Source organism: Streptomyces sp. GL_148 (assembly GCF_057834205.1).
In genome coordinates this window covers 7,878,980-7,901,606 of record NZ_CM174396.1, presented here as the reverse complement: position 1 = coordinate 7,901,606, position 22,627 = coordinate 7,878,980, and the positions used below count along the sequence as shown (strand labels likewise).

The following is a 22,627-nucleotide window of genomic DNA, read 5'->3' as shown; positions in this document are numbered from 1 at the left end:
GTCCCTTTCGCCCCGGAGCACGCCATGGACTTCCGCTACACGCCCGAGCAGGCCGACCTCAAGGCCCGCGCCGCCGCCTACGCACACCTCCTGATGGGGTACGAGGACCAGTCCGAGGAAGCGGGCGGCCCGCTGCCCGCCGAGACGGTCCGCGAACTGACCCGCGCCGCCATGGACGCCGGCGTCTACGCGATCAACATGCCCGCCGCCTGGGGTGGGGCCGGCCTGTCCCTGCTGGACCAGGTCATCGTCGAGGAGGAGTTCGGCAAGGTCACCAACTGCCTCTGGGACATCCCCTGGCGGCCCGCGAACGTCCTGGCCCACGGCACCGAGGCGCAGCGCGAGAAGTACCTCCTGCCCGTCATCCGGGGCGAGCGGTTCGACGCGTTCGCGGTCACCGAACCCGGTGCGGGCTCGGACCCCCGCTCGTGCACGAGCACGGCGACCCGCACCGAGGGCGGCTGGCTCGTGAACGGCGAGAAGTGGTTCGTGACCTGCGGTGACATCGCCGACTTCCTGCTGGTTCAGGCCGATGCGGGCCCGGAGCGTGCCGCGACCCTGTTCTTCGTGGACAAGGGGGCGGCGGGCGTCGAGATGACTCGGGTCCCCCGGTTCATGCATTCCGCGGTGAACGGGCACCCCGAGTTCACCTTCACCGATGTCTTCGTCGCCGACGAGGACGTGCTCGGCGGTGTCGGCAACGGCTACGAGCTGACGAAGGAGTGGTTCACGGACGAGCGGCTGATGATCGCCGCCCGGACCGTCGGCGCGGCGGAGCGGGCCCTGGAGCTCGCCCGCGACTGGGCGGTACACCGCCGCCAGTTCGGCTCCCCCATCGCCGACTTCCAGCTGATCCAGGGCATGCTCGCCGATTGCGCCGTCGACATCGCCGTCAACCGCGCCTACACCCACCAGGTCGCCTGGGAAGCCGACCAGCCGCACACCGACCCCAAGACCCTGCACGCCAAGGCGTCGACGGCGAAGCTCGCCGCGAGCGAGGCCGCGGGGCGGGTCGTCGACCGGTGCGTGCAGATCTTCGGAGGCCGCGGCTACGACCGCTCGTACCCCGTCGAGCGGATGTACCGGGAACTGCGCGTCGACCGGATCTGGGAGGGCACCTCCGAGATCCAGCGCCTGATCATCGCGGGCGAACTCGTCAAGCGGGGTACGCGGGCACTCGCGCTGCCCGGCCGCTCCTGACGGGTCCCCAGCACCACCACCCGCCACCCCGCCACACCGTCACCCCGATCACGAGGACGAACACCACATGGACTTCCGCCTCACCGCCCGTCAGGAAGAGCTCCGCGACGCGGCGCGCGCCCTCACCGGGTTCATCATGAAGTACGAGCTCGACTGCGAGGAGAACAACGGTCTGCCCCCGCAGGCCCACACCGAGATCCGCGACGCCGTCCTCGACAGTGGCCTCCAGGCCGTCAACATGCCCGCGGAGTGGGGCGGCGCAGGGCTGAGCATCCTGGAGCAGGTCACCGTCCAGGCCGAGCTCGGACGGCTCACCGGCGCCCTGTGGGACATGGTGTGGCGTCCGGCCAACGCACTGTCCTTCTGCACGCCGGAGCAGCGCGAGCGGTACCTCGTCCCGGTGATCCGGGGACGGCGCCGCGACTGCTACGCGGTGAGCGAGCCCGAGGCAGGCTCCGACCCGCAGAGCCTGCGGACCACGGCGACGCGGACCGGGGACGGCGGCTGGGTGCTGAACGGCGAGAAGTGGTTCGTCACCGTCGGCGATCACGCCGACTTCATGATCGTGCTTGCCGCCGCCGGGGAGGAGGGGGCGCCGACCCTGTTCCTCGTCGACAAGGACACCCCGGGCATCGAGATGACCCGGGTGCCCCGCTGGATGCACACCTTCGTCTACGAGCACCCCGAGTTCACCTTCACCGATGTCCGCCTGCCCGCGGACGCCGTGCTCGGGGAGGTGGGAACCGGCTACGACATCACCCGCTCCTGGTTCACCGAGGAACGGCTGATGATCGCCGCGCGCACGATCGGAGCGGCGGAGCGGGCCCTGGAGCTCGCCCGTGACTGGGCGGTGGAACGCCGCCAGTTCGGCTCCCCCATCGCCGACTTCCAGCTGATCCAGGGCATGCTCGCCGACTGCGCCGTCGACATCGCCGTCAACCGCGCCTACACCCACCAGGTCGCCTGGGAGGTCGACGAAGGCGTCCTCGACCGCAAGACGCTGCACGCGAAGGCCGCCATCGCCAAGCTGTCGGCGAGCGAGGCGTCCGGCCGGGTCATCGACCGCTGCCTGCAGATCTTCGGAGGCCGCGGCTACGACCGCTCGTACCCCGTCGAGCGGCTCTACCGCGAACTGCGCGTCGACCGGATCTGGGAGGGCACCTCCGAGATCCAGCGCCTGATCATCGCGGGTGAACTCGTCAAGCGCGGCACGGGCGTGCTGCGGATGCCGTCCTCGGTGTGACCCGGAGCGGCGCTCCGGGCCGCACCCGCGCTCTGCGGCCCGGGGCGCCGCCACATCCCTCCGGCGCCCCGACGGCCGGAGCCCGGGCACCCCATGCGCGAGGATGGGGGTCCGGCGGGCGGGGCCGCCGGGGCCCTTCCACCCACCCACGCACCCCATCCGACGGGTGCCGACACGGGGAGCAGCCCACGTGACCAAGGCCGAGCGGGCACTCGAAACGCGTGAGCGAATCCTCACGGCCGCGTGCGAAGTGATCGCCGACATCGGTTTCGAGCACGTCAGCATGCGCAAGGTCGCCGAGGCCGCCGGCGTCTCGAAGGCCCTGCTCCACTACCACTTCGACACCCGCGAGAAGCTCTTCGCCGAGGCGATGACGCACTCCTTCGCCAAGACCGGTACGGACACCGGCAGCGAGGACGATTCGCTGCCGGCCGCCACCGTCCTGGCGCGGATCGTACGGAGCATGCTGCCCACGGACGCGGAGCTCCGCCAGGACTGGAAGCTCTGGCAGGAGCTGTGGGTGCGCGCCCTGCGCGACGGCACGGCCCGGGACCTCGCCGTCGACCTGTACGACCAACTGCACGCATGGGTCGCCGGGGTCGTGGAACGGGGCATCGCTTCAGGAGAGTTCACCGACTGCGACGTCGCCGAGGTAGGCACCCTGGTGCTGGCCTTGTGCGACGGCCTCGGCAACCGCCTGATGCTGGAGGACCCCCGGATCGACCTCGCCACGGCCCAGTCGACGATCTGGCGGGCGATCGCGCCGGCCCTCGGGATCGCCCCCGTCTTCCCCGAGGTCGCGCCGGGAGTCACGCCCGCAGTCGCCCCGGATGTCGCCCCGGCGCTCTGACGGCGGGGGCCGCCCCGGGCCTTCACCGGGCGCGCGGCCATCCCGTACGCCGCCGGGAGGCGCGCGGCCCGCGCCCGGACGGCAGGGGTGCTGCCAGGCCGAAGACCACGGTGATCCGGGCGCCGCCGCGGGGTCCGCGGGCGATGCGCACCGAGCCGCCGGTGACGGACCCGGCCCTGCGGGCGATGTCGAGACCGAGCCCCGAGGAGCCGGTGCTGCTTCCTCGGGAGAGGGCCTGGTCCGGTTCGGGGATGCCCGGACCGGCGTCCTCCACGACCAGCTCCACGGCCTGCGCGGTGCGGGCGACGCGCACGGCGAAGGGGGTACCGGGCGGGGTGTGCCGGAAGACGTTGCCGATGAGCGCGTCCACCACGGCGGCGACGTCGTCCTCGGGGAGGCCGACGGCCGCGGGCTCCTGGGTGAGGTCGAGGGAGCAGGGGCGGTTCTGCTGCTCCGCCAGGACCGCCCAGAAGGCGGTCCGGCTGCGCACGACGTCCGCCGCCTCGCAGCGGGGTCCGGCCGGTCCCGGGCGGGTGGCCTGGTGCGGGGTGCCCGCTTCCGGGCCGAGCATGCCCTGTCCCATCGGGCCCACGGCGAGCGGGGTGCGAGCCGCGGTGATGATGGCCCGGAGTTCCGTTTCCAGTGCGCACACGGCGGCCTCGACCCTGGCCGACTCCGGTGAGCCGGCCATGCGTTCCGTTGCCAGGTGCAGGGCCGTTAGCGGGGTGCGCAGCCGGTGGGACAGGTCGGCGACGAGCTCGCGTTCGACGGCGAGCAGCTCGGTCATCCGGTGGGCCATGGTGTTGAAGGCGATGCCCGCCTCGCGCAGTTCCCTGGGGCCCATGGGGTCCACGCGGGCGTCCAGGTTGCCCTGCCCCAGGGCCTGGGAGGCGTGGGCGAGCCTCTTGGAGGACCTGACGACCTTCGCGCCGAGGCGGTCGGCGACCAGCACGGAACCGCCGACGAGTCCGACGGCGAGGAGGAGCATGACCGCCCAGGAGGCCGTGACCCCGCGGGTCAGCTCCTGTTCGGGGACGAAGTTCTCGATGACGGCGACCTGGTCGCCGGGCAGTACCACCGGCTGCAGGCAGATCCAGCCGCCGGGAATCCGCTCGGAGATGGACTCGCGGCCCTGCTGGGCGCGTTCGAGCAGCGCCGTGGGGGCCCGGGACGCGCCGAGGGCGGGCTGGTCCGGCAGGTGGACGACCACGTACTCGGCCGCGTCCAGACTGGCGGCGGATTCCCGCAGGGCGGACGGATCCGTGGTCAGTGTCAGTACGGGGGCCAGGGCGGCGGCCCGTTGCTCGGCGGCGGTGACGCTCTGCTCCTTGACGAGCGACATCACCAGGGCGGCCAGCGGTATGAGGAAGGAGAGGGCGACCATGGACGTGACGGCGAGCGCCACTCCGGCCAGGGAGCGTCTCACCGCGGCGCCACCAGCTTGATGCCGACGCCGCGGACGGTCAGCAAGTAGCGCGGGGCGGCCGCGCGTTCGCCGAGCTTGCGGCGCAGCGACGACAGGTGCACGTCGACGGTCTGGTCGTCCACGTACGGCTCGCGCCAGACCTCGGTCAGCAGCCGCCGTTTGGAGACGACCTGACCGGTGTGGTGGGCGAGGAAGGCCAGGAGGTCGAACTCGCGGCGGGTGAGCCGCAGCTCGCGCCCGGACAGGTACGCGGTGCGTGCCCCGGGGTCCACCGCCAGCTCGCCCACGGTGGTGGGGCGCAGCGGTTCGGCCGCCGCTGACGGCACCGGACCCCGGCCGCCGTGCGCGGCATGGGCGGACGGCAGGTGGCTGGTGCGCCGCAGGACGGCGGAGAGGCGTGCGATGAGCTGTCCCCCGGAGAAGGGTTTGACCAGGTAGTCGTCGGCGCCCGCGTTGAGGAGCCGGATGATTTCCGCTTCGTCGTCGCGGGCGGTGGCCACCAGGACGGGAACGGAGGAGATGCCCCGGATCATGCGCAGTGCGTCTCCTCCGTCCAGATCGGGCAGCCCCAGGTCGAGGACCACCGCGTCGACGGGCGACTGGGTGACCTCGCGCAGGGCGCCGAACCCGTCGCCGGCGCTGCGTACGGCATACCCGTGCTCCGCCAGGACTTCGATGAGTGACTGGCGGATGCTGGGGTCGTCTTCGACGACCAGGACGCTCGGCATGGGCACACCTTAGGTGAACGCTCGTTCCTATCGGTCGCCGAAGGCCGGACCCTCGTCGGTGACGCGCAGCTGGACGGGGCGGTCGGAGACCGGAATGGTGCAGCCCTCCTGCGAACTGCAGCTCGCGTACCCGAGCAGGACGGTCGCGTCCCCGTTGCCGTCCAGGCGGACGGGCAGTGTGGTGGTGACGGGTCCGTCCGGGTAGACGGGGACCGGGGCGTCGACGCCGGGCACGCTGATCGTCCGTACGTCCGCCGCGGCCGTCAGCTTCCCGTCCGCCCGCAGGGCGCCGGTGACGTCCATCGAGGTCGGGCGGCCCACGCCCTCGACGCCGGTGGCGGGCAGCTCGGTGCTGTAGAGGTGGAACCCCTTCTCCTCGGGGGTGAACACCGCGGTCAGGGTGGCCCGCGGTGGCTGCCAGTCCGAGACCGAGAGCGTGACGGTGACCCCGTTCTCGGTGAAGCTCGTGGTGGGCGCGGAGCCGGTCTTCGCGGGCTGCCCGGCGCAGGCCGTGAGCGCGGCCAGGGAGAGCAGGGCGGCCGCGAGGCGGGCCTTGCGGGAGTGGTGCGCGTACGGGGACACGTTCATGGCTGTGCTTTCGTCAGGGGGCGGAGGACAAGAAGCGGAGGGAGGGGAAGGGGCGCAGGGAGGGGAAGGTCCGCGGCTCAGACGGCCGTGGTGTACGCCGCGCTCCACAACTGGAGCCGGTACACCAGGTCGTTCCACACGCCCGTGGCCAGCAGGACGCCGACGAGGACGAGCATGCCGCCGCCGATCCGCAGGACCCACTGGTAGTGCCGTTTGACCAGGCCGAAGGCGCCCAGGGCCCGGCGGAAGGCCAGGGCGGCGAGGATGAACGGCAGGCCCAGCCCGAGGCAGTAGGCGGCCATCAGCAGGGCCCCGCGCGCCGCGCTCGCCTCGCTCCAGGCGAGCGCCTGTACGGCGGCCAGCGTCGGGCCGATGCACGGGGTCCACCCGACCGCGAACACCGCCCCCAGCAGCGGCGCGCCCGCCAGACCGAGCACGGGCCGCCGGTGGCTGCGGAACTCCCGCTGGGTGAAACCCGGCAGGAATCCCATGAAGGACAGCCCCATCAGCACGGTGAAGACGCCGAGCACCCGGGTGACCACCTCCTGGTGGGCCAGCAGGGTGCGGCCGGCGTACCCGAACAGGGCGCCTCCGGAGACCAGGACGGCCGTGAAGCCCAGGACGAACAGCAGCGCGCCGGCCGCCATGCGGCCGCGCTGCCCGCCGCGGGCGTCCGCCAGGTCGGATACCGACAGGCTGGTCACGTAGCTGAGGTAGCCCGGCACGAGCGGCAGTACGCACGGCGAGAGGAAGGAGACCAGTCCCGCGAAGAACGCCACGGGGGCGGCGACGGCCGGCGTCCCGTGGAGGAGGGAGGGGGCGGCGTCCGCGGCGGGGGCGAGCGCCACCATGTGTGCGACCGTCGCCATGCCGGTGAGGACCGTCATGACGTCTCCTGCGCGACGCGGGTGAGCAGGGGCTTCAGTTCCTCGTCGGTGACCGCTCCCCCGATGCTGACGGCGATCCGGCCGCGGCGGTCGATCACCAGCGTCGAGGGGATGGTCTGCGGGTTGAGGAGCGCGGGCGGAAAGCGGAGCAGGAGCTCACCGGTGGGGTCGTGGAGGCTGGGGAAGCCCAGGCCGTGCGCGCGGACGAAGGACCGCGCCGCCGCACGGTCCCGGTCGCGGGTGTTGATCCCGAGGAACCGGACGCCCTGCGTACGGGTCTCCCCGCTGAGCCGCTCGAGGTCGTCGGCCTCCGCGCGGCAGGGCCCGCACCACGATCCCCAGACGTTGAGGACGACCACCTGGCCCCGGAACCCGGCGAGGCCGACCGGCTTTCCGTCCAGGTCGGCGCCCTCCAGGGCGGGCGCCTGCGGCCGGGCGCCCGTGTCCACGACCGCAGCCGCGGACATGGGCCTGACCGCGACGCTCGCGGGGCCGGGCGACTCCCCGCCGTCGCCGTCGCCGCCGTCGCCGCCGTCGGAGGCGGCGCCCGCAGCGGCGTAGAGGCACCCGGCGAGCGCCACCGCGAGGCCGGCGCCGACCAGGGCGGTGGTGCGTGGGACCGCACGTCTCATGACGCCCACTTGCGGAGGAAGGAGCCGATGCCGTCCGAGGTCAGGGCGGGATTGCCGGTGACGTGCGTGTCGGTGCGCACCGTGCCGGACGGCGAGACCACGACCAGCACGGGCATCTTGTACGTCCCGCCCGAGGGGCTGTACTTGCGCAGGAGGGCGGAGTTCGCGGAGCTGTTGCCGCCGATGTCCACCTTGACCAGGTGGTACGAGGCTCCGAGGAGCGATGCCGTCTGCGGCTGGGCGAACACCTTGTCGGCCGCCTTGCAGTTGCCGCACCAGTTGGCGCCGAAGTCGAGCAGCACCATCCGCCCGTCGGCCTTGGCCGCGCGCAGCGCCGCGTCGATCAGCTTCTGCGCGTCGGCCGAACTGTCGTAGCCGGGGCCGGGGATCCGGGCCGCCGGGGCGGGCGCGGCGGAGGTGCGGGACGGCTTGGGGGCGGGCTTGGCGGGCTGGGCGCGTGAGGGGGTGGGCGAGGCGCCGGCCGAGGTACGGGCCGACGCGGAGGCCGACGCCGACGGCGGCGTGGCGGACGCGGACGGGGACGGAGACGCCTCGGCGGACGCGGACGCGGACTCCGTCCCGGCCGGGAGGGTCTGCGACGGCTGTACGGCCGTCGCCGGCGCGGCGGCGCCGGTGGGCTGGCTGGACGGGCCGCACGCTGCGGTCAGCCCGGCGGCGATCACGGCCGCGGCCAGCAGGGGCACCCGCCCGGCCAGGGGCGCGGCGGAGCGCGGGCGCGTCGTGCGGCGGGCTGCACGGACGGGTCGGAGTATGCGAGAAGTCATGGCGAAGACACCCCAAGGCACGGTTCGGATTACGGGAAGCGCGAGACGCCTTCCGGATCGGTGGATCCGATGGCGCGACGGACGGCTCGGCGGCGCGGCGGCTGGACGGGGTTGCCGGGGCAGTCGTGCCCGGGCGCCGAAGGCCGCTCGGCTGACGTGAGCATAGGACCGCTGGGGGTCGCTGGAACCGGGTGAGCGCGATCTTGAGGTTCCCCTAAGGAACAGCTCACCTTCCGCTTCGTGAAGCTCGGGCGATGAGCGTGCACAAGGGGGTGAAACCCGTAAAAGGGGATGAGGGGGTCGAGTGGCGCGGACCGGTCAGAAGGACGTCTCGCGCACGCTGGCCCTCGCCGACGGGGTGATCGTCGCCGTGATGACCGAGCGGTGGTCCGCGCTGGTGAACGTGACGGTCAGGGTGTCGTCCGCGGTCTGCGACGTGCCGGCCTTGTAGCCCCGGCTGGGCACGGCGGAGATCAGGCACACGCCGCGGCTGCCGTAGCGCACGGTGACCTTGCCGCCTTCCGAGGGGACGGTGTGCAGGCCCGGTCCGCCCTCGTCGCAGTCGACGCGCGGTCTGGGTGGTGTCGCACGAGGCGTTCCCGTGGGGGCCTTCGCCGAAGCGGGCGCCGAAGCCGGGGGTGACGGCCGCCCGGTCGCGGAGGGCGAACCACTGGGGGTGGCGCTCGGGACGTGCGGGCTCGGGGACTGGCCCTGCGCCGCCTGCCAGGCCGGCGGCGTGTCGACGACCACGGGGGCGGACCGCGCGACGGGAGGCGTATGCCTGGTGGAACCGACCACGAACTGGACCGTGGCGAGCACGGCGGTCACGCTGGCGGCGGTGCACGACAGCCATATGAGCAAGTAGCGCGGAATTCGGGGCACGGCCCCATAGTGACCGACCCGCCGGCCCGCCCGTCACCGCCTCCCCCGTAAGAACGCGGCCTGCCGGCCCGACCCCGGCCCGACTCCGGCCGGACCCCGATCCGGCCGGGAACGCCGACGTCCCCCTGGCGCGCGAATGGCCAGGAGGACGTGTGCCGGGCCCCGCGGGGAGGGGCGGGGCGGGGCAGATTGTGAACGGCGGGTGGGAACGACGGGTGGGAGTTCTTACCTCGGCGTGCCGAAGTTCTGCGTCCACCAGGGGCCGCCGTCGCCCTTGTGGAAGCCTATGCCGATCTCCCGGAACCCGCAGTTGAGGATGTTGGCCTTGTGACCGGGGCTGTTCATCCACGCGTTCATGACCGCGGCGGCGTCCGCCTGGCCGCGGGCTATGTTCTCGCCCAGGCGGGACCAGCCGTATCCGGCGGCTTCCACGCGGGTGGTCATGGTGGAACCGTCGGGTCCGGTGTGGGACATGACGCCGCTGCGGGCCATGGTGTCGCTGTACGCCCGCGCCGCGGCGCTCAGCTTGGCGTTCGCGGTCAATGCACCACAACCGGCCGCGTCCCGCTCCTTGTTGACCAGGGACAGGACCGCGGATTCCACGCCGGACGCACCGGAGGAGCCGCCCGAACCACCGGAACCACCCGACCCACCGGAGCCGCCACCGGTGGTCGCGGCGGGCGTACGGGTGGGGGGCTTGGGCTTGACGGCCGGTGTCGATGCCGCGGGCGCCGGGCGGCTCGCCGCCGCCGACTTCGTGGGTGCGGCGGATCCGGTGACGCCGGCGGTGGGCGTCGCGGACGGCATCGCGCCCGTCGCGGACGCGGCGGCGGCGGAGAGCGTGGGAGCGGCGGGAGAGGCGGGAGAGGGGGTTTCCGCCGCCTCCCCACTACCGGAGCCCGCCGCCCCGGAGTTCGGCCCGCCGGCACGCGCTTCCTCGTCGGGGGCGGCCACCGCGACCCCGACCGCCACCGCCGCGGCCGCCGCGGTGAGGGACAGCACGATGCGCGTGCGCACCGTCTTCTTCCGTCGCGCCTCGACGCGGGACGGGGCTCCGGGGGTTCGGCTGCGGCTCATGCCTGTGGCACCTCTCGGCGAGAAGGAAGGACGGGTCCCCGAGCGTAGGCTGATGACCAGCGAAAACAGCGCCCCGGAGCCGTTCTTCAAGGTCCCTTAAGGAAGCCCGCAGACTCGGCACAGGAACGACGGTGGACCCCAGCCGCCCGGGCGGGCGGCTTCCCCCGCGGCCCGTCCCGAGCGGCCGGCGCGGCGACGGTGGCTGCCCCCGTTCCCTGTGCCGGCAGCGCTCGTCCACTGAGGGCCCCACCCCGAACCAGCCACCCCCACAAGGGCCTTCGGACACATATGTGGATCCACATCGCATGGATGGATCGAGCCCAGGGTCTTGCGCGAAGCCCTGTTCCGTTTCTACTCTCCCGGCCAATGGTTAGGAACTATTCCTAACCATTGGCCGATGCTCCACACCGACCGCTCCCCCCACTCGCGCAGCACTCACCCGAGGACGCCCGATGTCACGAGCACATCAGCAACGCTCCGCACACAGAGACCGGCGCCGCCCCCGCTGGCACCGCCCGCTGGCGGGCTTCGCCGCCCTCGCCGCCGCCATGGCGGGCCTCACGGGCGTCACCGGCCTCAGCGCCTCGGCCGCGACGGCCGCCGTCGGCGCCGCCCTGCCCGGTGCCGCCGAGGCCACTCCGGTGCTGGTATCGACCGGAAAGCCCGCGACCGCGTCCTCGGTCGAGGCGAGCGGCTTCGAGGCCGGCAAGGCCGTGGACGCCAACGCCGCGACCCGGTGGGCCAGTCTGGAGGGCGTGGACCCGCAGTGGGTCCGCATCGACCTCGGAGCCGCCCACACCATCAGCCGGGTGAAGCTCAACTGGGAGGCCGCGTACGGGAAGACGTACAAGATCCAGACCTCGAACGACGGGACGAACTGGACCGACGTCTACTCCACCAGCACCGGCAACGGCGCCACCGACGACCTGACCGTCACCGGAACCGGACGCTACGTCCGCATGCACGGCACCGCGCGGGGCACCGCCTACGGCTACTCCCTCTGGGAGTTCGAGGTCTACGGCTCCCCCGTCTCCGGCGGCTCCGACACCACCCCGCCCAGCGTCCCGGGCAGCCTGCGCTCGACGGCCACCACTGCGAACAGCGTCGCGCTCGCCTGGAACGCCGCCACCGACAACGTGGGCGTCACCGGCTACGACGTGTACCGGGGCACCACGCGCGTCGCAACGGCGGCCGGGACCTCGTACACGGACACCGGCCTCACGGCCTCCACCAGCTACGGCTACACGGTCAAGGCGCGGGACGCGGCGGGCAACACCTCCGCTGCGAGCAACTCGCTCAGCGTCACCACCCAGCCCTCGAGCGGCTCCGGTCCGGCGGTTCCGTTCGGCAGCCACACCCGCCCGTACGCCGCCGGGACGCTGAAGCCGACCGGCGCCCAGGGCACGCTCGACCAGAGGACCATCGACTACTACACCAACTGGAAGTCCGCGTTCGTCCGCCAGAACTGCGGCAACGGCTGGTACCAGGTCATCTCCCCCGACGCCGACCACCCGTACGTGGCCGAGGCGCAGGGGTACGGCATGGTGATCGCCGCTACGATGGCCGGCGCCGACCCGGACGCGAAGAAGATCTTCGACGGTCTGACCAAGTGGATGATCGACCACCCTTCGTCGGTCAACCCGGACCTGCTCGCCGCGGAGCAGGACACCGCCTGCCGAAGCGTCAACGGCGGTGACGGCGCGACCGACGGCGACATGGACGTCGCGTACGGTCTGCTGCTCGCCGACAAGCAATGGGGCAGCACGGGCACGTACAACTACAAGGCGCTCGCGGTCAAGCACATCAACGCGATCAAGAAGGACGAGCTCAACCCGTCCACCAACCTGCTGAAGCTGGGCGACTGGAGCAGCTCCGGCGACCAGTACTACTACATCTCCCGCACCTCGGACTGGATGGTCGACCACTTCCGGGCCTTCCGGACCGCGACCGGCGACGCGGCCTGGGACACGGTCCGCACCGCGCACCAGAACCAGATCACCGGCCTGCAGGCCTCCTACGCGCCGAACACCGGGCTGCTGCCCGACTTCGTCGTCAACACCAACACCACCCCCAAGCCCGCCCCCGGGCAGGTTCTCGAGGACCCGAACGACGGCGCCTACTGGTGGAACGCCTGCCGGACCCCGTGGCGCATCGCGGACGACGCGGTGACCAGCGCAGACGCCAAGTCCCTCGCGTCGGCCCGCAAGCTCAACAGCTGGATCAAGACCAAGACGGGCGGCGACCCGAACAAGATCGCCATCGGATACAAGCTCGACGGCACGCAGATCTCCTCCGGGAGCGAAGCGGCGTACTTCGCCCCGTTCGCACTGGCGGCCATGACCGACCCGGGCAGTCAGGTCTGGCTGGACGCGCTGTGGAACAAGATGCTGGCCGCCCCGATCGACACCAGCAGCTACTTCTCGGCGAGCATCCAGCTCCAGGTCATGATCACCGCCTCCGGCAACCACTGGGTCCCGTAGCCCGAGAAGGAGTTGCCATGCGAGGAATCCGAAGAATCCGAAGGACCCGAAGAAGAGAAACGGTCCTGCTGCTCCTGTCCAGCCTCCTGTCCGCCTCCTTGATCACCGTCCCCCAGGCACGGGCCGCCGACGGCCTGGTCTCGGCCGGGAAGCCCACGACGGCCTCGTCCCTGGAGACGAGCGCCTTCCCGGCCTCGCTCGCGGTGGACGGCAACACCGGCACCCGGTGGGCCAGCGTGGAGGGCGTGGACCCGCAGTGGGTCCGCATCGACCTCGGAGCCACCCACGCCATCAGCCGGGTGAAGCTCAACTGGGAGGCCGCGTACGCCAAGACGTACGAGATCCAGACCTCCGCGGACGGTTCGGCCTGGACCGACGTCTACTCCACCAGCACCGGAAACGGCGCCATCGACGACCTGACCGTCGCCGGAACCGGGCGCTACGTCCGCATGCACGCCACCGCCCGCGGCACCGCCTACGGCTACTCCCTCTGGGAGTTCGAGGTCTACGGCTCCCCAGCCGGTCCGGGCGGGCCGGTCGTGGACGTGTCGACCGCAGCCCAGTTGCAGAGCGCCCTGGCGGCGGCGCAGCCCGGGCAGACGATCCGGCTCGCGGCCGGGGAGTACCGGGGCGCCTTCGTGACCCGGCGGGCGGGTACGGCCGCCGCGCCGGTCACGCTCACCGGTCCGGCGACCGCGGTCCTGGTGAACGACGGCCCCTCCGGCACCGCGCCGTCCTGTCCGGCCCCCGGCGGCGGCTGGGACCCGGGGTACGGACTGTGGCTGTACGACGCCCCGTACTGGAACCTGACCGGTTTCACCGTCAAGGACTCCAAGAAGGGAGTCGTCCTCGACAACTCCCACCACGTCACCCTCGACGGGCTCTCGGTCCACCACGTCGAGGACGAGGCGGTGCACTTCCGGCGCTCGTCCTCGGACGGCGTGATCCGGAACTCCACGATCACGCACACCGGACTGGTCCAGCCCGGCTACGGGGAGGCCGTCTACATCGGCTCGGCCGGCTCCAACTGGGGCTGCCACGGCAACCAGGGCGGGGCGGACCGCTCGGACCGGGTCCAGGTGCTGAACAACCGGATCGGCCCGAACGTGGCCGCGGAGCACGTCGACGTCAAGGAGGGCACTACGGGCGGGGTGATCCGCGGCAACAGGTTCGACGGGACCGGGATCTCGGGGCAGAACTCGGCGGACTCCTGGGTCGACGCCAAGGGCATCGGGTACCTCATCGAGAACAACACGGGGGTCTTCGCCCCGCCCGGCACCTTCGCCAACGGCTACGAGACGCACAACCCGTCGACGACCCCTTCGTTCGCCAACGGCTGCGGCAACGTCTGGCGCGGCAACACCTCGGACCTCGGCGGTGTCGGCGCCTACGCCATCAAGATCACCTCGGTCTCGAAGTGCACCGCCGACCCGAACGTCGTGCACTCCGGCAATACCGTCACCCACGCGGGCACGGGCCTGACGAACGTTCCCGTCACTCCCTGACCCGCCGACCCGCGCCCCACCCGGCCCGGCCCGGCCCCTCGCCAGGGCGGGCCGGGTGGACATGCGGGCCTCATCTGATGCCGTGGCGCCGGAGCGTCGCGGCGAGAGCGGTGGCGTGCGCCACCACGGCCCGCGCCACGCGCTCCGTCTCCTCCTCGGTGGCGGCGTCCACCGGCATCGAGCAGCTGATCGCGTCCGAGGCCGGGATCCGGTAGTGCACGGGCGCCGACAGACAGGCGACCCCGGGGGTGCCCTGCTCCCGCTCCAGCGCCCAGCCGCGGTCCCGTACGCGCGCCAGCTCCTCGTGCAGCGCCGCGCGCTCGGTGACCGTGTTCGGGGTGAACGCCTCCAGCCTCGGTGGCAGTACGCCGTCCACCTCCTCGGTGGTGAGGTCGGCGAGGAGCGCCTGCCCGAGCGCGGTCAGGTGGGCGGGCAGCCGGCGTCCGACGCGGGAGACGGCACGGGCGTTGCCGCGTGCCTCGCGACTGGCGAGGTAGAGCACGTACGCGTCGTCGAGGCGGGCGAAGTGCACGGTGTAGCCGGTCTCTTCGCGGAGGTCCTCCATCACGGCGTGCGCGTACGGCAGGGCCGGGTCGCGGTCGAGGTAGGCGGTGCCGGAGAGCAGCGCGTGCGGGCCGACGCCGAAGGCGGAGCCGGTCTCGTCCGCCTCGACCCACTTGAGCTCGCGCAGTGTGCGGACGAGGGCGTGCAGGCTGCTGCGCGGGTAGCCCAGGCGTTCCTGGAGCTCGGAGACCGTGAGCTTGTCCTGGGAGGAGGCAAGTGCCTCCAGGATGCGCACCGTTCGCTCCGCGGATTTGACGGTGGCGACATCCGTCGCGGGTCCGGGCATGTGAACCCTCCAAATTCTGCACGGCTGTTGACCGGCATGGTAGCGGACGCTAACTTCCCCTTGCAGAGCAACCAGATCCTCAGATCCTGTCCACATATCTAGACGGGAATCATCATCCGATGCATCGCAGAGCCGCATCCACCACCCTGGCCACCTCTCTGGCCGCCTCACTGGCCGCCCTACTCGCCCTCACCACCCTCACCGCCTGCGGTGCGGACTCCGGCGCCAACGCCTCCGGCAGTGGAGACGACAAGGCGCCGCTGGAGATCTGGGTCCGCAAGCCGCCCGGCTCCCCGACCGAGAAGACCCATCAGGACCTGGCCGCCGCCTTCACCAAGGCCACCGGCATCCACGCGAAGGTCACCGCCCTGTTCGACGACTTCGAGACCAAGCTCCAGCAGGCCGCCGCGCAGAAGAAGCTCCCGGACCTGATCGTCAACGACACCGCCCAGCTCGGCTCCCTGGTCAAGCAGGGCCTGGTCCGCGAGGTGCGGCAGTCGCAGATCAAGGGCGGCGAACAACTGGTACCCAGCTCCTGGGAGGCGGCCAGGGCCGCCGACGGCAAGTACTACGGCGTACCGTTCTCCGCCCAGACCTTCGCGCTCTTCGTCCGCAAGGACTGGCGGGAGAAGCTCGGCATCGCGCCGCCCGCCGACTGGGACCAGCTCGACGCGCTGGCCGCCGCCTTCACCACCGGGGACCCGGACGCCAACGGCAAGGCCGACACCTACGGCTACGTCATCCCCGGTACCACCAAGCGCGGCTACCTGGACTGGTACTTCTCCAGCTTCCTGTGGTCCACGGGCGGCGACTACTTCACGGGCGCGGGCAAGGACCTGAAGCCGGCCGTCGACGGTCCGGGCGCCCTGCTGGCCGCCCAGCGGCTCAAGGACCAGTTCTGCGCCGACAGGAGCGTCGTCCCGGGCGCGGTCACCACCGAGACCACCCAGGCCCACCCGCTGTTCGAGACCGGCAAGGGCGGCATCTACTTCACCGGCCCCTACAACATGGCCCGTTTCGACAAGGCGCTCGGCAAGGACACGTACGAGATCCTGCCGCTGCCCGCCGGACCGGGCGGCAGGAGCTCCGTGCTCGCCGAGGGCGAGAACACCTATCTGATGGCGGGCTCGAAGAACCCCAAGGGGCAGGTGAAGTACGCCGAGTTCCTCATCGGTGCCGAAGGACAGACCGCCGGCATGGCCGGGGACACCGCGGGCAACGTGGTCCGGCTCCCCGTCAACCCGTCCGTCCGGCTGTCGGCCGTACGTCAGGACACGCGCTGGCAGGTCTTCGACAAGGTGTACCGCGAGTCCGGCCGCTACTCCCCCGTCGTGAAGGACTGGACGCCCTTCCGCCAGGCGTCCGCCGAGGCCCTCAACGGCATGGTGGCCGACTGCGGTTCGAACCCCGGGGCCGTTCTCGGCAAGCTCGCCGGCGTCTTCTCCGCGGAGCTCAAGAAGCAGGGAGCGGGATCCTGATGCGGCTGCCGGGGCGGCCGGGCAGCGGTGTCACAGCGGCGACTCCCTGGCTGTTCCTCGCCCCGGCGCTGCTGCTGTTCGCGCTCTTCAAGTTCCTGCCGATGTGGCGGGCGGTCGAGATGAGCTTCCACGAGGTGCGCCCCTACCTGGGCGACCGGTGGGTGGGCGGGGCCAACTACACGCAGGTGGTCACGGACGAGGCCTTCCTCGACGCCCTCGGGCACACGGCCCTGCTGGCGATCGGGCAGACCGGTGGCTCCGTCCTGCTCGGACTGGCGCTCGCGCTGCTCCTGGAGGGCACGGCCCGCCGGCTGTGGATCATCCGGACGGCCGTGTTCCTGCCGACGGTGACGGCGATGGCGGTGGTCGCCGAGGTGTGGCGGATCCTCTACCACCCGGCCGCCGACGGCGCGGTCAACACCCTGCTCGGGTGGCTGGGGGTGGGGCCCTCGCAGTTCCTCAACAGTCCGGACAGCGCGCTGTGGTCGGTCATGGCGGTCGGCGTGTGGCGCGGAGCCCCCTACGACATGATGATCTTCCTCGCGGCGCTGGCCGGTGTCGACCGGACCCTCTACGAGGCCGCGGCCGCGGACGGCGCCGGGGTGCTGCGCAGGCTGTGGCACGTCACCCTGCCCGCCCTGCGCCCGGCCTTCACCATCCTGCTCACCCTCGCGGCGATCCGCTCCCTGCGCGTCTTCACCGAGATCTTCCTGCTCACCAACGGCGGACCCGACGGCTCCACCGAGGTACTCATGACGCTGATCTACAAGCTCGGCCTGGAACGGAACGAACTGGGCGTCGCGGCCGCCGGGTCGATGGTGCTGCTCGCGGCCTCGGTCACGCTGACGCTCGCCGTCCGGCTGGCCCGGGCCGGGACCGGGACCGGGACCGGGACCGGGACCGGGAAGGAGGCGGCCCGGTGAGCCGTCTCGACACCGCGCTCGGCCTCGAGGAGCGGCGCGGACCGGCCGCGGCCATCGGCAAGCTGGTGCTGTACGCGTTGCTCGTGATGGTCTTCGCCGGGCCGCTGCTCGCCCTGCTGGCCAGCGCCTTCAACCACACCACCGACCCGACCTCGCTGACCCTGCTGCCGAACCGGCCGACACTGGAGAACTTCCGGGCGGCCTTCGAGCGCGACGTACTGCTGTACCTGCTCAACTCCTTCCTGGTGGTGGGCGGCGGCCTGCTGCTCCAGATCGGGGTCAGCATCTCCGCCGCGTACGCCCTGGCCCGCAAACGCTTCCCCGGGCTACGGCTGGTCCTGCTGCTGATCCTCTCCACGATGATGCTGCCCGAGGAAATCCTCGCGATCCCGCTGTCCCTGGTCCTCTCCGACCTGTCCCTCACCGGGAGCCTCTGGGGAATGATCGTCCCGGTCGGGGCCTGGGCCTTCTCGATCCTGGTCACCGCGGAGTTCATGAAGGAGATCCCGGTCGAGCTGGAGGAAGCCGCCCGCCTCGACGGGGCCGGCGACCTGCGGGTCTTCTGGTCGGTGATCCTGCCGCTGTGCCGCCCGGCGCTCGGCGTGATCGGCATCTTCGGCTTCACCATGATCTGGGACCAGTACATGCTCCCGCTGCTCGTCGCCACCGACGCCGCGCAGTTCACGCTGCCGCTCGCACTGCGCACCCTGCGCGCCGACGAACAGGTCGGCGTGGGGGTACTGCTCGCCTCGGCGCTGCTCGCCCTGCTGCCCAGCGTCATCGTCTTCGTCGTCATGCAACGGCAGTTCATGCGCGGCCTGACCTCCGGCGCCGTCAAGGGCTGACACGCCCTCCCACTCACCCCCAAGGGGAACTCATGCGCCTGCACGGGCTGCTGTCCTTTCCGCTGACCCCGTTCACCGACGTCGACGAGCACGACGAGCACGACGAGCAGGCCGGCCACGCCGGCCACGACGACAAGGTCGACCTGGCCGTCTTCGCGGAGCACCTGGAGCAGCAGATCGCCGCCGGCCCCTCCGGCCTCTTCGTGGCCTGCGGCACCGGCGAGTTCACCGCGCTGTCGGCCGACGAGTATCGCGAGGTGGTCGCCACCGCCGTACGGGTGGCCGACGGCCGGCTGCCGGTCGTGGCCGGCTGCGGCGGGGGGCCGCGCATCGCCCGCGAGTTCGCCGTGACCGCCGCCGAATGCGGGGCCGACGGGCTGCTGTTGCTGCCGCCGTACCTCATCGCCTCGTCGCCCGCCGGCCTCGTCGGCCACATCCGCTACGTCGCCTCCGGCACCGAACTGCCGATCACCGTCTACCAGCGGGCCAACGCCGTCCTCGACGAGGCCGCCGCCCTGGCCCTGCTCGACATCCCCACCGTCACCGGCATCAAGGACGGCCGGGGCGATGTGGACGCCATGCTCCGGCTGGTCACGGCCATCCGCAGCAGCGGCCACCCGCGCGCCGCCGAGTTCGGCTTCCTCAACGGCCTGCCCACGGCCGAGCTGTCCGTCCAGGCGTACGAGGCCATCGGCGTGGAGTGCTACTCCTCGGCCGTCCTCTGCTTCGCCCCCGACATCGCCACCGCCTTCCACCGCGCGGTGCGCGCCGGCGACTCCGAGGCGGTGCGGGTGCTGCTCGCCGAGTTCTACCTGCCCTTCGTCGCCCTGCGCGACGCCGCCCCCGGCTACGCCGTCGCCCTGGTCAAGGCGGGTGCCCGGCTGGCCGGGCTGGCCATGGGCCCCGTCCGGCCGCCGCTCGTGGACGCCTCCCCCGAGCACGAGCGGCAGTTGGCCGGCATCATCGCCCGGGGCCGGGCCGCGCTCGCCGGGCTGACGGTGTGATGCGGCTCGCGGAGATCGCCGAGGTCACGGTCACCCCGGTGGCGTTCCCCGACCCGCCGCTGCTCAACTCGGCCGGGGTGCACCAGCCGTGGGCGCTGCGGGCGATCGTGGAACTGAGCTGCGGGGACGGCCTGGTCGGGCTCGGCGAGACGTACGGGGACGCGCCGCACCTCGCCCTGCTCCGGGCGGCGGGCCCGGCCCTGGTGGGGCTGGACCCGTACGACACCCACGGGCTGCTGCGCCGGATCCGGGGCGTCCTGGGCGATGCCGACACCCCGGACCGGCACGGGCTGACCGGCGGGTCCAGCCCGCAGAAGACCACCCTGCGGGTGCTCAGCCCCTTCGAGGTGGCCTGCCTGGACCTCCAGGGACAGCTTGCCGGGCGGCCGGTGGTCGATCTGCTGGGCGGCCGGGTGCGGGACCGGGTGCCGTACGCGGCGTACCTCTTCTACAAATGGGCCGGCTCCGATCCGTACGGTGAGGCACTCGACCCGGACGGCATCGTCGCGCAGGCCCGCGCCATGGTGGAGACGTACGGGTTCCGCTCGATCAAGCTCAAGGGCGGGGTACGGCCGCCGGGCGAGGAGATCGAGGCGGTCCGCGCCCTGCGGGACGCCTTCCCGGAGCACCCGCTGCGGCTGGATCCCAACCAGGCGTGGAGCGTGGAGACTTCCGTGAAGGTGGCCGCGGAGACCGCCGGTCTTCTGGAGTACCTGGAGGATCCGACGCCCGGGATCCCCGGCATGGCGGAGGTGGCCCGCTCGGCGTCCATGCCGCTGGCCACCAACATGGTCGTGGTGGGGCCGGACGACATCCCGGAGGGCTTCGGGCGGCGCGCGGTCGGCGTGGTGCTGGCCGACCACCACTACTGGGGCGGGCTCCGCAGGTCGGCTGAACTGGCCGCGGTCTGCGGGATGTTCGGCGTGGGAGTGTCCATGCACTCCAACAGCCACCTCGGCATCAGCCTGGCCGCCATGACGCATCTCGGGGCCTCGCTCCCGGAGTTGGCCTACGCCGCGGACACCCACGCCCCCTGGCAGTGCGGGGTGGACGTGCTCGCCGAGCCGCTGGAGATCGCGGGAGGCTCGGTGGCGGTCCCCGACCGGCCGGGCCTCGGGGTGCGGCTGGATCCCGAGGCGCTGGCCCGGCTGCACGAGAACTACCTGCGCTGCGGCATCCGGGAACGCGACGACACCGCGTACATGCGGACCTTCGACCCCTCCTACGAGAAGAGGCGCCCCCGATGGTGACCACGGACAGCCCGGCGGACAGCCCGGCGGACAGTCCGGCGGACAGCCCGACGGTGTCGGCTCACGCCTACCCCTGGGACGTCCTGGGCGACCCCGCCTTCGCCGACCGGGTGAGGGCCGCCGGGATCGACTCCGTGACGCTGGCGGTGACCTACCACTCCGCCCGGGCCGCCACCCCCCTCCACCCCGGGCGCCGCTTCGTGCACGCCCGCCATGCGGCCCTCTACCGGCCGGTCCGGCCCGGACCGTGGAGCGGACGGCGGCTCGTGCCGGCGGGAGCCGACTGGGTGGACGGACCCGATCCGGCCGGAGCCGCCATAGCCGCCCTGGCCGCCGAGGGCATCCCGGTCAGCGCGTGGCTGGTGCTCGCCCACAACAGCCGGCTCGGCATCCTGCACCCCTCCCTCGCCGTCACCAACTGCTTCGGCGAGTCCTACCCCTACGCGCTCTGCCCCGGGCATCGGGAGGTGCGGGAGTTCTGCGCGACCCTCGCGGCCGAGGCCCTGCACGGGCTGCCGCCGGGCGCCGTGCACGCGGTGTCGCTGGAGTCCGCCGGACAGCTCGGGGCGGTGCACGCGGGGTGTCACGAGAAGACCGACGGCGCCTACCCGGCGGCGGTGCTGCGGGCCCTGTCCGTGTGCTGCTGCGGCGCGTGCCGGGAGGGATGGCGGCAGACCGGCCTCGACGAGGACGAGGTGCTCGTCCTGCTGCGCCGGGCGGCGCGCACCGACAGCCCCGGGCTCCCACGGGAGGTGGCGGACGTAACTCTGCGGGTCCGGCACGCGGCGGCGGACGCGCTGCGCGGGGCGGTCCTGACCGCCGTGCGCGAGGCCCTCCCCGGGGCGTCCGTCACGTTGCACGCGCACCCCGACCCCTGGGCGACCGGCCCCTCGCCGGGCCTCACGGACCGGGCCGCCGCCGAGGTGGACTCCCTGCTGGTGCCGTGCTGGCCCACCGAGCCCGCGACCGCGGAACTGGTCCGCCGGGCCGCCGGCCACGGCCCGGCGGTGGACGCGTACGTCACCGCCCAGCCACCAACCGACCCCGCCCTGCTACCCGGCCACGTACGGCGCCTGCGTGCCGCCGGGGCGAGCCGGCTGAGCCTGTACCACCTCGGTCTGCTGCCCGCAGGGCTGCTGCCGCTACTGGCCGATCTGGCAAAGGAGTTCCGCTCGTGAACCAGCACCGCACCCTTCTCCTCACCGGCGCCGCGGGTGGCATCGGCACCTTCCTGCGCACGAGCCTGCCCGGCTACGGCTACACGCTGCGCCTCGCGGACCTGAAGCCGGTCGAGGGGCCAGGCGGCGCCGGGTCCCTGGTCTTCGACCTGGCCAACGCGAAGGCGGTGTGCGCCGCGGTCCGGGGGGTCGACGCGGTGGTGCACCTCGGTGGAATCTCCCTGGAGGACCGCTTCGAGGCCGTCCTCGAAGCCAATGTCCGCGGGACGTACCACCTGTACGAGGCGGTACGCGCGGAAGGCGTGCGCCGGGTCGTGTTCGCCAGCAGCAACCACGCCGTCGGGTACGTGCCTCTGGGCAGCGAGACCCCTATAGGGAGCGCGATCCCCGCCCGGCCGGACACGTACTACGGCCTGTCGAAGGCCTTCGGGGAGAACCTCGCCTCCCTCTACGCCGACAAGTACGGGGTGGAGACCGTCTCGATCCGGATCGGGTCCTGCTTCCCCGAGCCCCGGACGGTGCGGATGCTGGCCACCTGGCTCAGCCCCGCCGACTGTGCCCGCCTGATCCACGCCGCGCTGACCGCGCCCGGGGTCGGCCACACCGTGGTGAACGGGATCAGCGCCAACACCCGCGCCTGGTGGGACCTCACGGCGGCGCGGGCCCTGGGCTACGAGCCCCGGGACGACGCGGAGGCGTACGCGCCGGCGCTGCTCGCCGCGCACGGCGACCTGCGCCCGGACCACGTGGACGCGCGCTACGTCGGCGGCTCCTTCACCCTGACCGACCCGCACCACCGGCCGCCCCGCTGAGCCG

The 22,627-nt window shown here is 72.5% G+C and carries 21 protein-coding genes; 12 read left to right on the top strand and 9 right to left on the bottom strand.

Features of this window, described 5'->3' with window-relative positions; genetic code table 11:
* Positions 1–24 precede the first annotated feature (24 nt).
* The 3 genes from AC3IYI_RS35665 (at position 25) to AC3IYI_RS35655 (ending at position 3,293) form a co-directional block, all read left to right on the top strand.
* Entirely contained in the window at positions 25–1,200 is a 1,176-nt protein-coding gene (locus tag AC3IYI_RS35665; RefSeq protein ID WP_489407568.1) for an acyl-CoA dehydrogenase family protein, read from the top strand.
* Between the two features lie 67 nt (positions 1,201–1,267).
* On the top strand, positions 1,268–2,443 hold the full coding sequence (locus tag AC3IYI_RS35660) for an acyl-CoA dehydrogenase family protein (protein WP_489407567.1): 1,176 nt from the start codon (positions 1,268–1,270) through the stop codon (positions 2,441–2,443).
* Between the two features lie 190 nt (positions 2,444–2,633).
* Entirely contained in the window at positions 2,634–3,293 is a 660-nt protein-coding gene (locus AC3IYI_RS35655) for a TetR/AcrR family transcriptional regulator (RefSeq protein ID WP_489407566.1), read from the top strand.
* A gap of 22 nt (positions 3,294–3,315) precedes the next feature.
* Here AC3IYI_RS35655 and AC3IYI_RS35650 read toward each other — a convergent pair whose 3' ends face one another.
* The 8 genes from AC3IYI_RS35650 to AC3IYI_RS35615 all read right to left on the bottom strand — a co-directional run bounded on the left by AC3IYI_RS35650 (position 3,316) and on the right by AC3IYI_RS35615 (position 10,298).
* The gene (locus AC3IYI_RS35650; RefSeq protein WP_489407565.1) at positions 3,316–4,719 is read right to left on the bottom strand and encodes a HAMP domain-containing sensor histidine kinase; all 1,404 of its coding nucleotides are present in this window, start codon (positions 4,717–4,719) and stop codon (positions 3,316–3,318) included.
* On the bottom strand, positions 4,716–5,447 hold the full coding sequence (locus AC3IYI_RS35645; RefSeq protein ID WP_489407564.1) for a response regulator transcription factor: 732 nt from the start codon (positions 5,445–5,447) through the stop codon (positions 4,716–4,718). The genes AC3IYI_RS35650 and AC3IYI_RS35645 overlap by 4 nt, the downstream gene beginning before the upstream one ends.
* Before the next feature lie 27 nt (positions 5,448–5,474).
* Positions 5,475–6,035 (bottom strand): hypothetical protein, encoded by a 561-nt coding sequence (locus AC3IYI_RS35640; RefSeq protein WP_489407563.1) that lies wholly within the window; start codon positions 6,033–6,035, stop codon positions 5,475–5,477.
* Between the two features lie 77 nt (positions 6,036–6,112).
* Complete coding sequence (locus tag AC3IYI_RS35635) at positions 6,113–6,886, bottom strand: cytochrome c biogenesis CcdA family protein (protein WP_489411791.1); 774 nt, start codon at positions 6,884–6,886, stop codon at positions 6,113–6,115.
* Between the two features lie 32 nt (positions 6,887–6,918).
* On the bottom strand, positions 6,919–7,554 hold the full coding sequence (locus tag AC3IYI_RS35630; protein WP_489407562.1) for a TlpA disulfide reductase family protein: 636 nt from the start codon (positions 7,552–7,554) through the stop codon (positions 6,919–6,921).
* Positions 7,551–8,339 (bottom strand): thioredoxin family protein, encoded by a 789-nt coding sequence (locus AC3IYI_RS35625; protein WP_489407561.1) that lies wholly within the window; start codon positions 8,337–8,339, stop codon positions 7,551–7,553. The genes AC3IYI_RS35630 and AC3IYI_RS35625 overlap by 4 nt, the downstream gene beginning before the upstream one ends.
* Before the next feature lie 318 nt (positions 8,340–8,657).
* Positions 8,658–9,221 (bottom strand): hypothetical protein, encoded by a 564-nt coding sequence (locus tag AC3IYI_RS35620; RefSeq protein WP_489407560.1) that lies wholly within the window; start codon positions 9,219–9,221, stop codon positions 8,658–8,660.
* A gap of 225 nt (positions 9,222–9,446) precedes the next feature.
* Positions 9,447–10,298, bottom strand: a complete 852-nt coding sequence (locus AC3IYI_RS35615) for a CAP domain-containing protein (protein ID WP_489407559.1) — start codon at positions 10,296–10,298, stop codon at positions 9,447–9,449.
* 452 nt (positions 10,299–10,750) lie between these two features.
* Here AC3IYI_RS35615 and AC3IYI_RS35610 point away from each other — a divergent pair, with 452 nt between their 5' ends.
* Both AC3IYI_RS35610 and AC3IYI_RS35605 read left to right on the top strand, forming a co-directional pair.
* The gene (locus AC3IYI_RS35610; protein ID WP_489407558.1) at positions 10,751–12,778 is read left to right on the top strand and encodes a glycosyl hydrolase family 8; all 2,028 of its coding nucleotides are present in this window, start codon (positions 10,751–10,753) and stop codon (positions 12,776–12,778) included.
* Between the two features lie 17 nt (positions 12,779–12,795).
* Complete coding sequence (locus tag AC3IYI_RS35605) at positions 12,796–14,283, top strand: discoidin domain-containing protein (protein WP_489407557.1); 1,488 nt, start codon at positions 12,796–12,798, stop codon at positions 14,281–14,283.
* Positions 14,284–14,353: 70 nt separating this feature from the next.
* Here the strand turns inward: AC3IYI_RS35605 and AC3IYI_RS35600 are convergent, their stop codons facing one another.
* Positions 14,354–15,133, bottom strand: a complete 780-nt coding sequence (locus tag AC3IYI_RS35600) for an IclR family transcriptional regulator (RefSeq protein WP_489407556.1) — start codon at positions 15,131–15,133, stop codon at positions 14,354–14,356.
* Between the two features lie 119 nt (positions 15,134–15,252).
* Here AC3IYI_RS35600 and AC3IYI_RS35595 point away from each other — a divergent pair, with 119 nt between their 5' ends.
* From AC3IYI_RS35595 to AC3IYI_RS35565, 7 genes are read left to right on the top strand one after another with little or no spacing between them, the layout of a single operon-like run.
* Complete coding sequence (locus AC3IYI_RS35595) at positions 15,253–16,611, top strand: sugar ABC transporter substrate-binding protein (RefSeq protein WP_489407555.1); 1,359 nt, start codon at positions 15,253–15,255, stop codon at positions 16,609–16,611.
* The gene (locus AC3IYI_RS35590; protein ID WP_489407554.1) at positions 16,611–17,534 is read left to right on the top strand and encodes a carbohydrate ABC transporter permease; all 924 of its coding nucleotides are present in this window, start codon (positions 16,611–16,613) and stop codon (positions 17,532–17,534) included. Before AC3IYI_RS35595 ends, AC3IYI_RS35590 begins: the two co-directional genes overlap by 1 nt.
* Positions 17,531–18,379 (top strand): carbohydrate ABC transporter permease, encoded by an 849-nt coding sequence (locus tag AC3IYI_RS35585; RefSeq protein WP_489407553.1) that lies wholly within the window; start codon positions 17,531–17,533, stop codon positions 18,377–18,379. The genes AC3IYI_RS35590 and AC3IYI_RS35585 overlap by 4 nt, the downstream gene beginning before the upstream one ends.
* Before the next feature lie 32 nt (positions 18,380–18,411).
* Complete coding sequence (locus AC3IYI_RS35580) at positions 18,412–19,383, top strand: 5-dehydro-4-deoxyglucarate dehydratase (RefSeq protein WP_489407552.1); 972 nt, start codon at positions 18,412–18,414, stop codon at positions 19,381–19,383.
* A complete protein-coding gene (locus tag AC3IYI_RS35575) occupies positions 19,383–20,633 on the top strand; it encodes a glucarate dehydratase family protein (RefSeq protein ID WP_489411790.1) in 1,251 nt (416 codons plus the stop codon). Before AC3IYI_RS35580 ends, AC3IYI_RS35575 begins: the two co-directional genes overlap by 1 nt.
* Positions 20,627–21,811 (top strand): hypothetical protein, encoded by a 1,185-nt coding sequence (locus AC3IYI_RS35570; protein ID WP_489407551.1) that lies wholly within the window; start codon positions 20,627–20,629, stop codon positions 21,809–21,811. Before AC3IYI_RS35575 ends, AC3IYI_RS35570 begins: the two co-directional genes overlap by 7 nt.
* A complete protein-coding gene (locus tag AC3IYI_RS35565) occupies positions 21,808–22,623 on the top strand; it encodes an NAD-dependent epimerase/dehydratase family protein (protein WP_489407550.1) in 816 nt (271 codons plus the stop codon). The genes AC3IYI_RS35570 and AC3IYI_RS35565 overlap by 4 nt, the downstream gene beginning before the upstream one ends.
* Positions 22,624–22,627: the final 4 nt, after the last annotated feature.

Coding starts and splice junctions, on each gene's coding strand:
- AC3IYI_RS35595 (WP_489407555.1), top strand. CDS start 15,253: ATGCATCGCAGAGCCGCATCCACCACCCTGGCCACCTCTCTGGCCGCC.
- AC3IYI_RS35630 (WP_489407562.1), bottom strand. CDS start 7,554: ATGAGACGTGCGGTCCCACGCACCACCGCCCTGGTCGGCGCCGGCCTC.
- AC3IYI_RS35610 (WP_489407558.1), top strand. CDS start 10,751: ATGTCACGAGCACATCAGCAACGCTCCGCACACAGAGACCGGCGCCGC.
- AC3IYI_RS35665 (WP_489407568.1), top strand. CDS start 25: ATGGACTTCCGCTACACGCCCGAGCAGGCCGACCTCAAGGCCCGCGCC.
- AC3IYI_RS35645 (WP_489407564.1), bottom strand. CDS start 5,447: ATGCCGAGCGTCCTGGTCGTCGAAGACGACCCCAGCATCCGCCAGTCA.
- AC3IYI_RS35580 (WP_489407552.1), top strand. CDS start 18,412: ATGCGCCTGCACGGGCTGCTGTCCTTTCCGCTGACCCCGTTCACCGAC.
- AC3IYI_RS35570 (WP_489407551.1), top strand. CDS start 20,627: ATGGTGACCACGGACAGCCCGGCGGACAGCCCGGCGGACAGTCCGGCG.
- AC3IYI_RS35660 (WP_489407567.1), top strand. CDS start 1,268: ATGGACTTCCGCCTCACCGCCCGTCAGGAAGAGCTCCGCGACGCGGCG.
- AC3IYI_RS35625 (WP_489407561.1), bottom strand. CDS start 8,339: ATGACTTCTCGCATACTCCGACCCGTCCGTGCAGCCCGCCGCACGACG.
- AC3IYI_RS35575 (WP_489411790.1), top strand. CDS start 19,383: ATGCGGCTCGCGGAGATCGCCGAGGTCACGGTCACCCCGGTGGCGTTC.
- AC3IYI_RS35605 (WP_489407557.1), top strand. CDS start 12,796: ATGCGAGGAATCCGAAGAATCCGAAGGACCCGAAGAAGAGAAACGGTC.
- AC3IYI_RS35590 (WP_489407554.1), top strand. CDS start 16,611: ATGCGGCTGCCGGGGCGGCCGGGCAGCGGTGTCACAGCGGCGACTCCC.
- AC3IYI_RS35635 (WP_489411791.1), bottom strand. CDS start 6,886: ATGGTGGCGCTCGCCCCCGCCGCGGACGCCGCCCCCTCCCTCCTCCAC.
- AC3IYI_RS35640 (WP_489407563.1), bottom strand. CDS start 6,035: ATGAACGTGTCCCCGTACGCGCACCACTCCCGCAAGGCCCGCCTCGCG.
- AC3IYI_RS35600 (WP_489407556.1), bottom strand. CDS start 15,133: ATGCCCGGACCCGCGACGGATGTCGCCACCGTCAAATCCGCGGAGCGA.
- AC3IYI_RS35615 (WP_489407559.1), bottom strand. CDS start 10,298: ATGAGCCGCAGCCGAACCCCCGGAGCCCCGTCCCGCGTCGAGGCGCGA.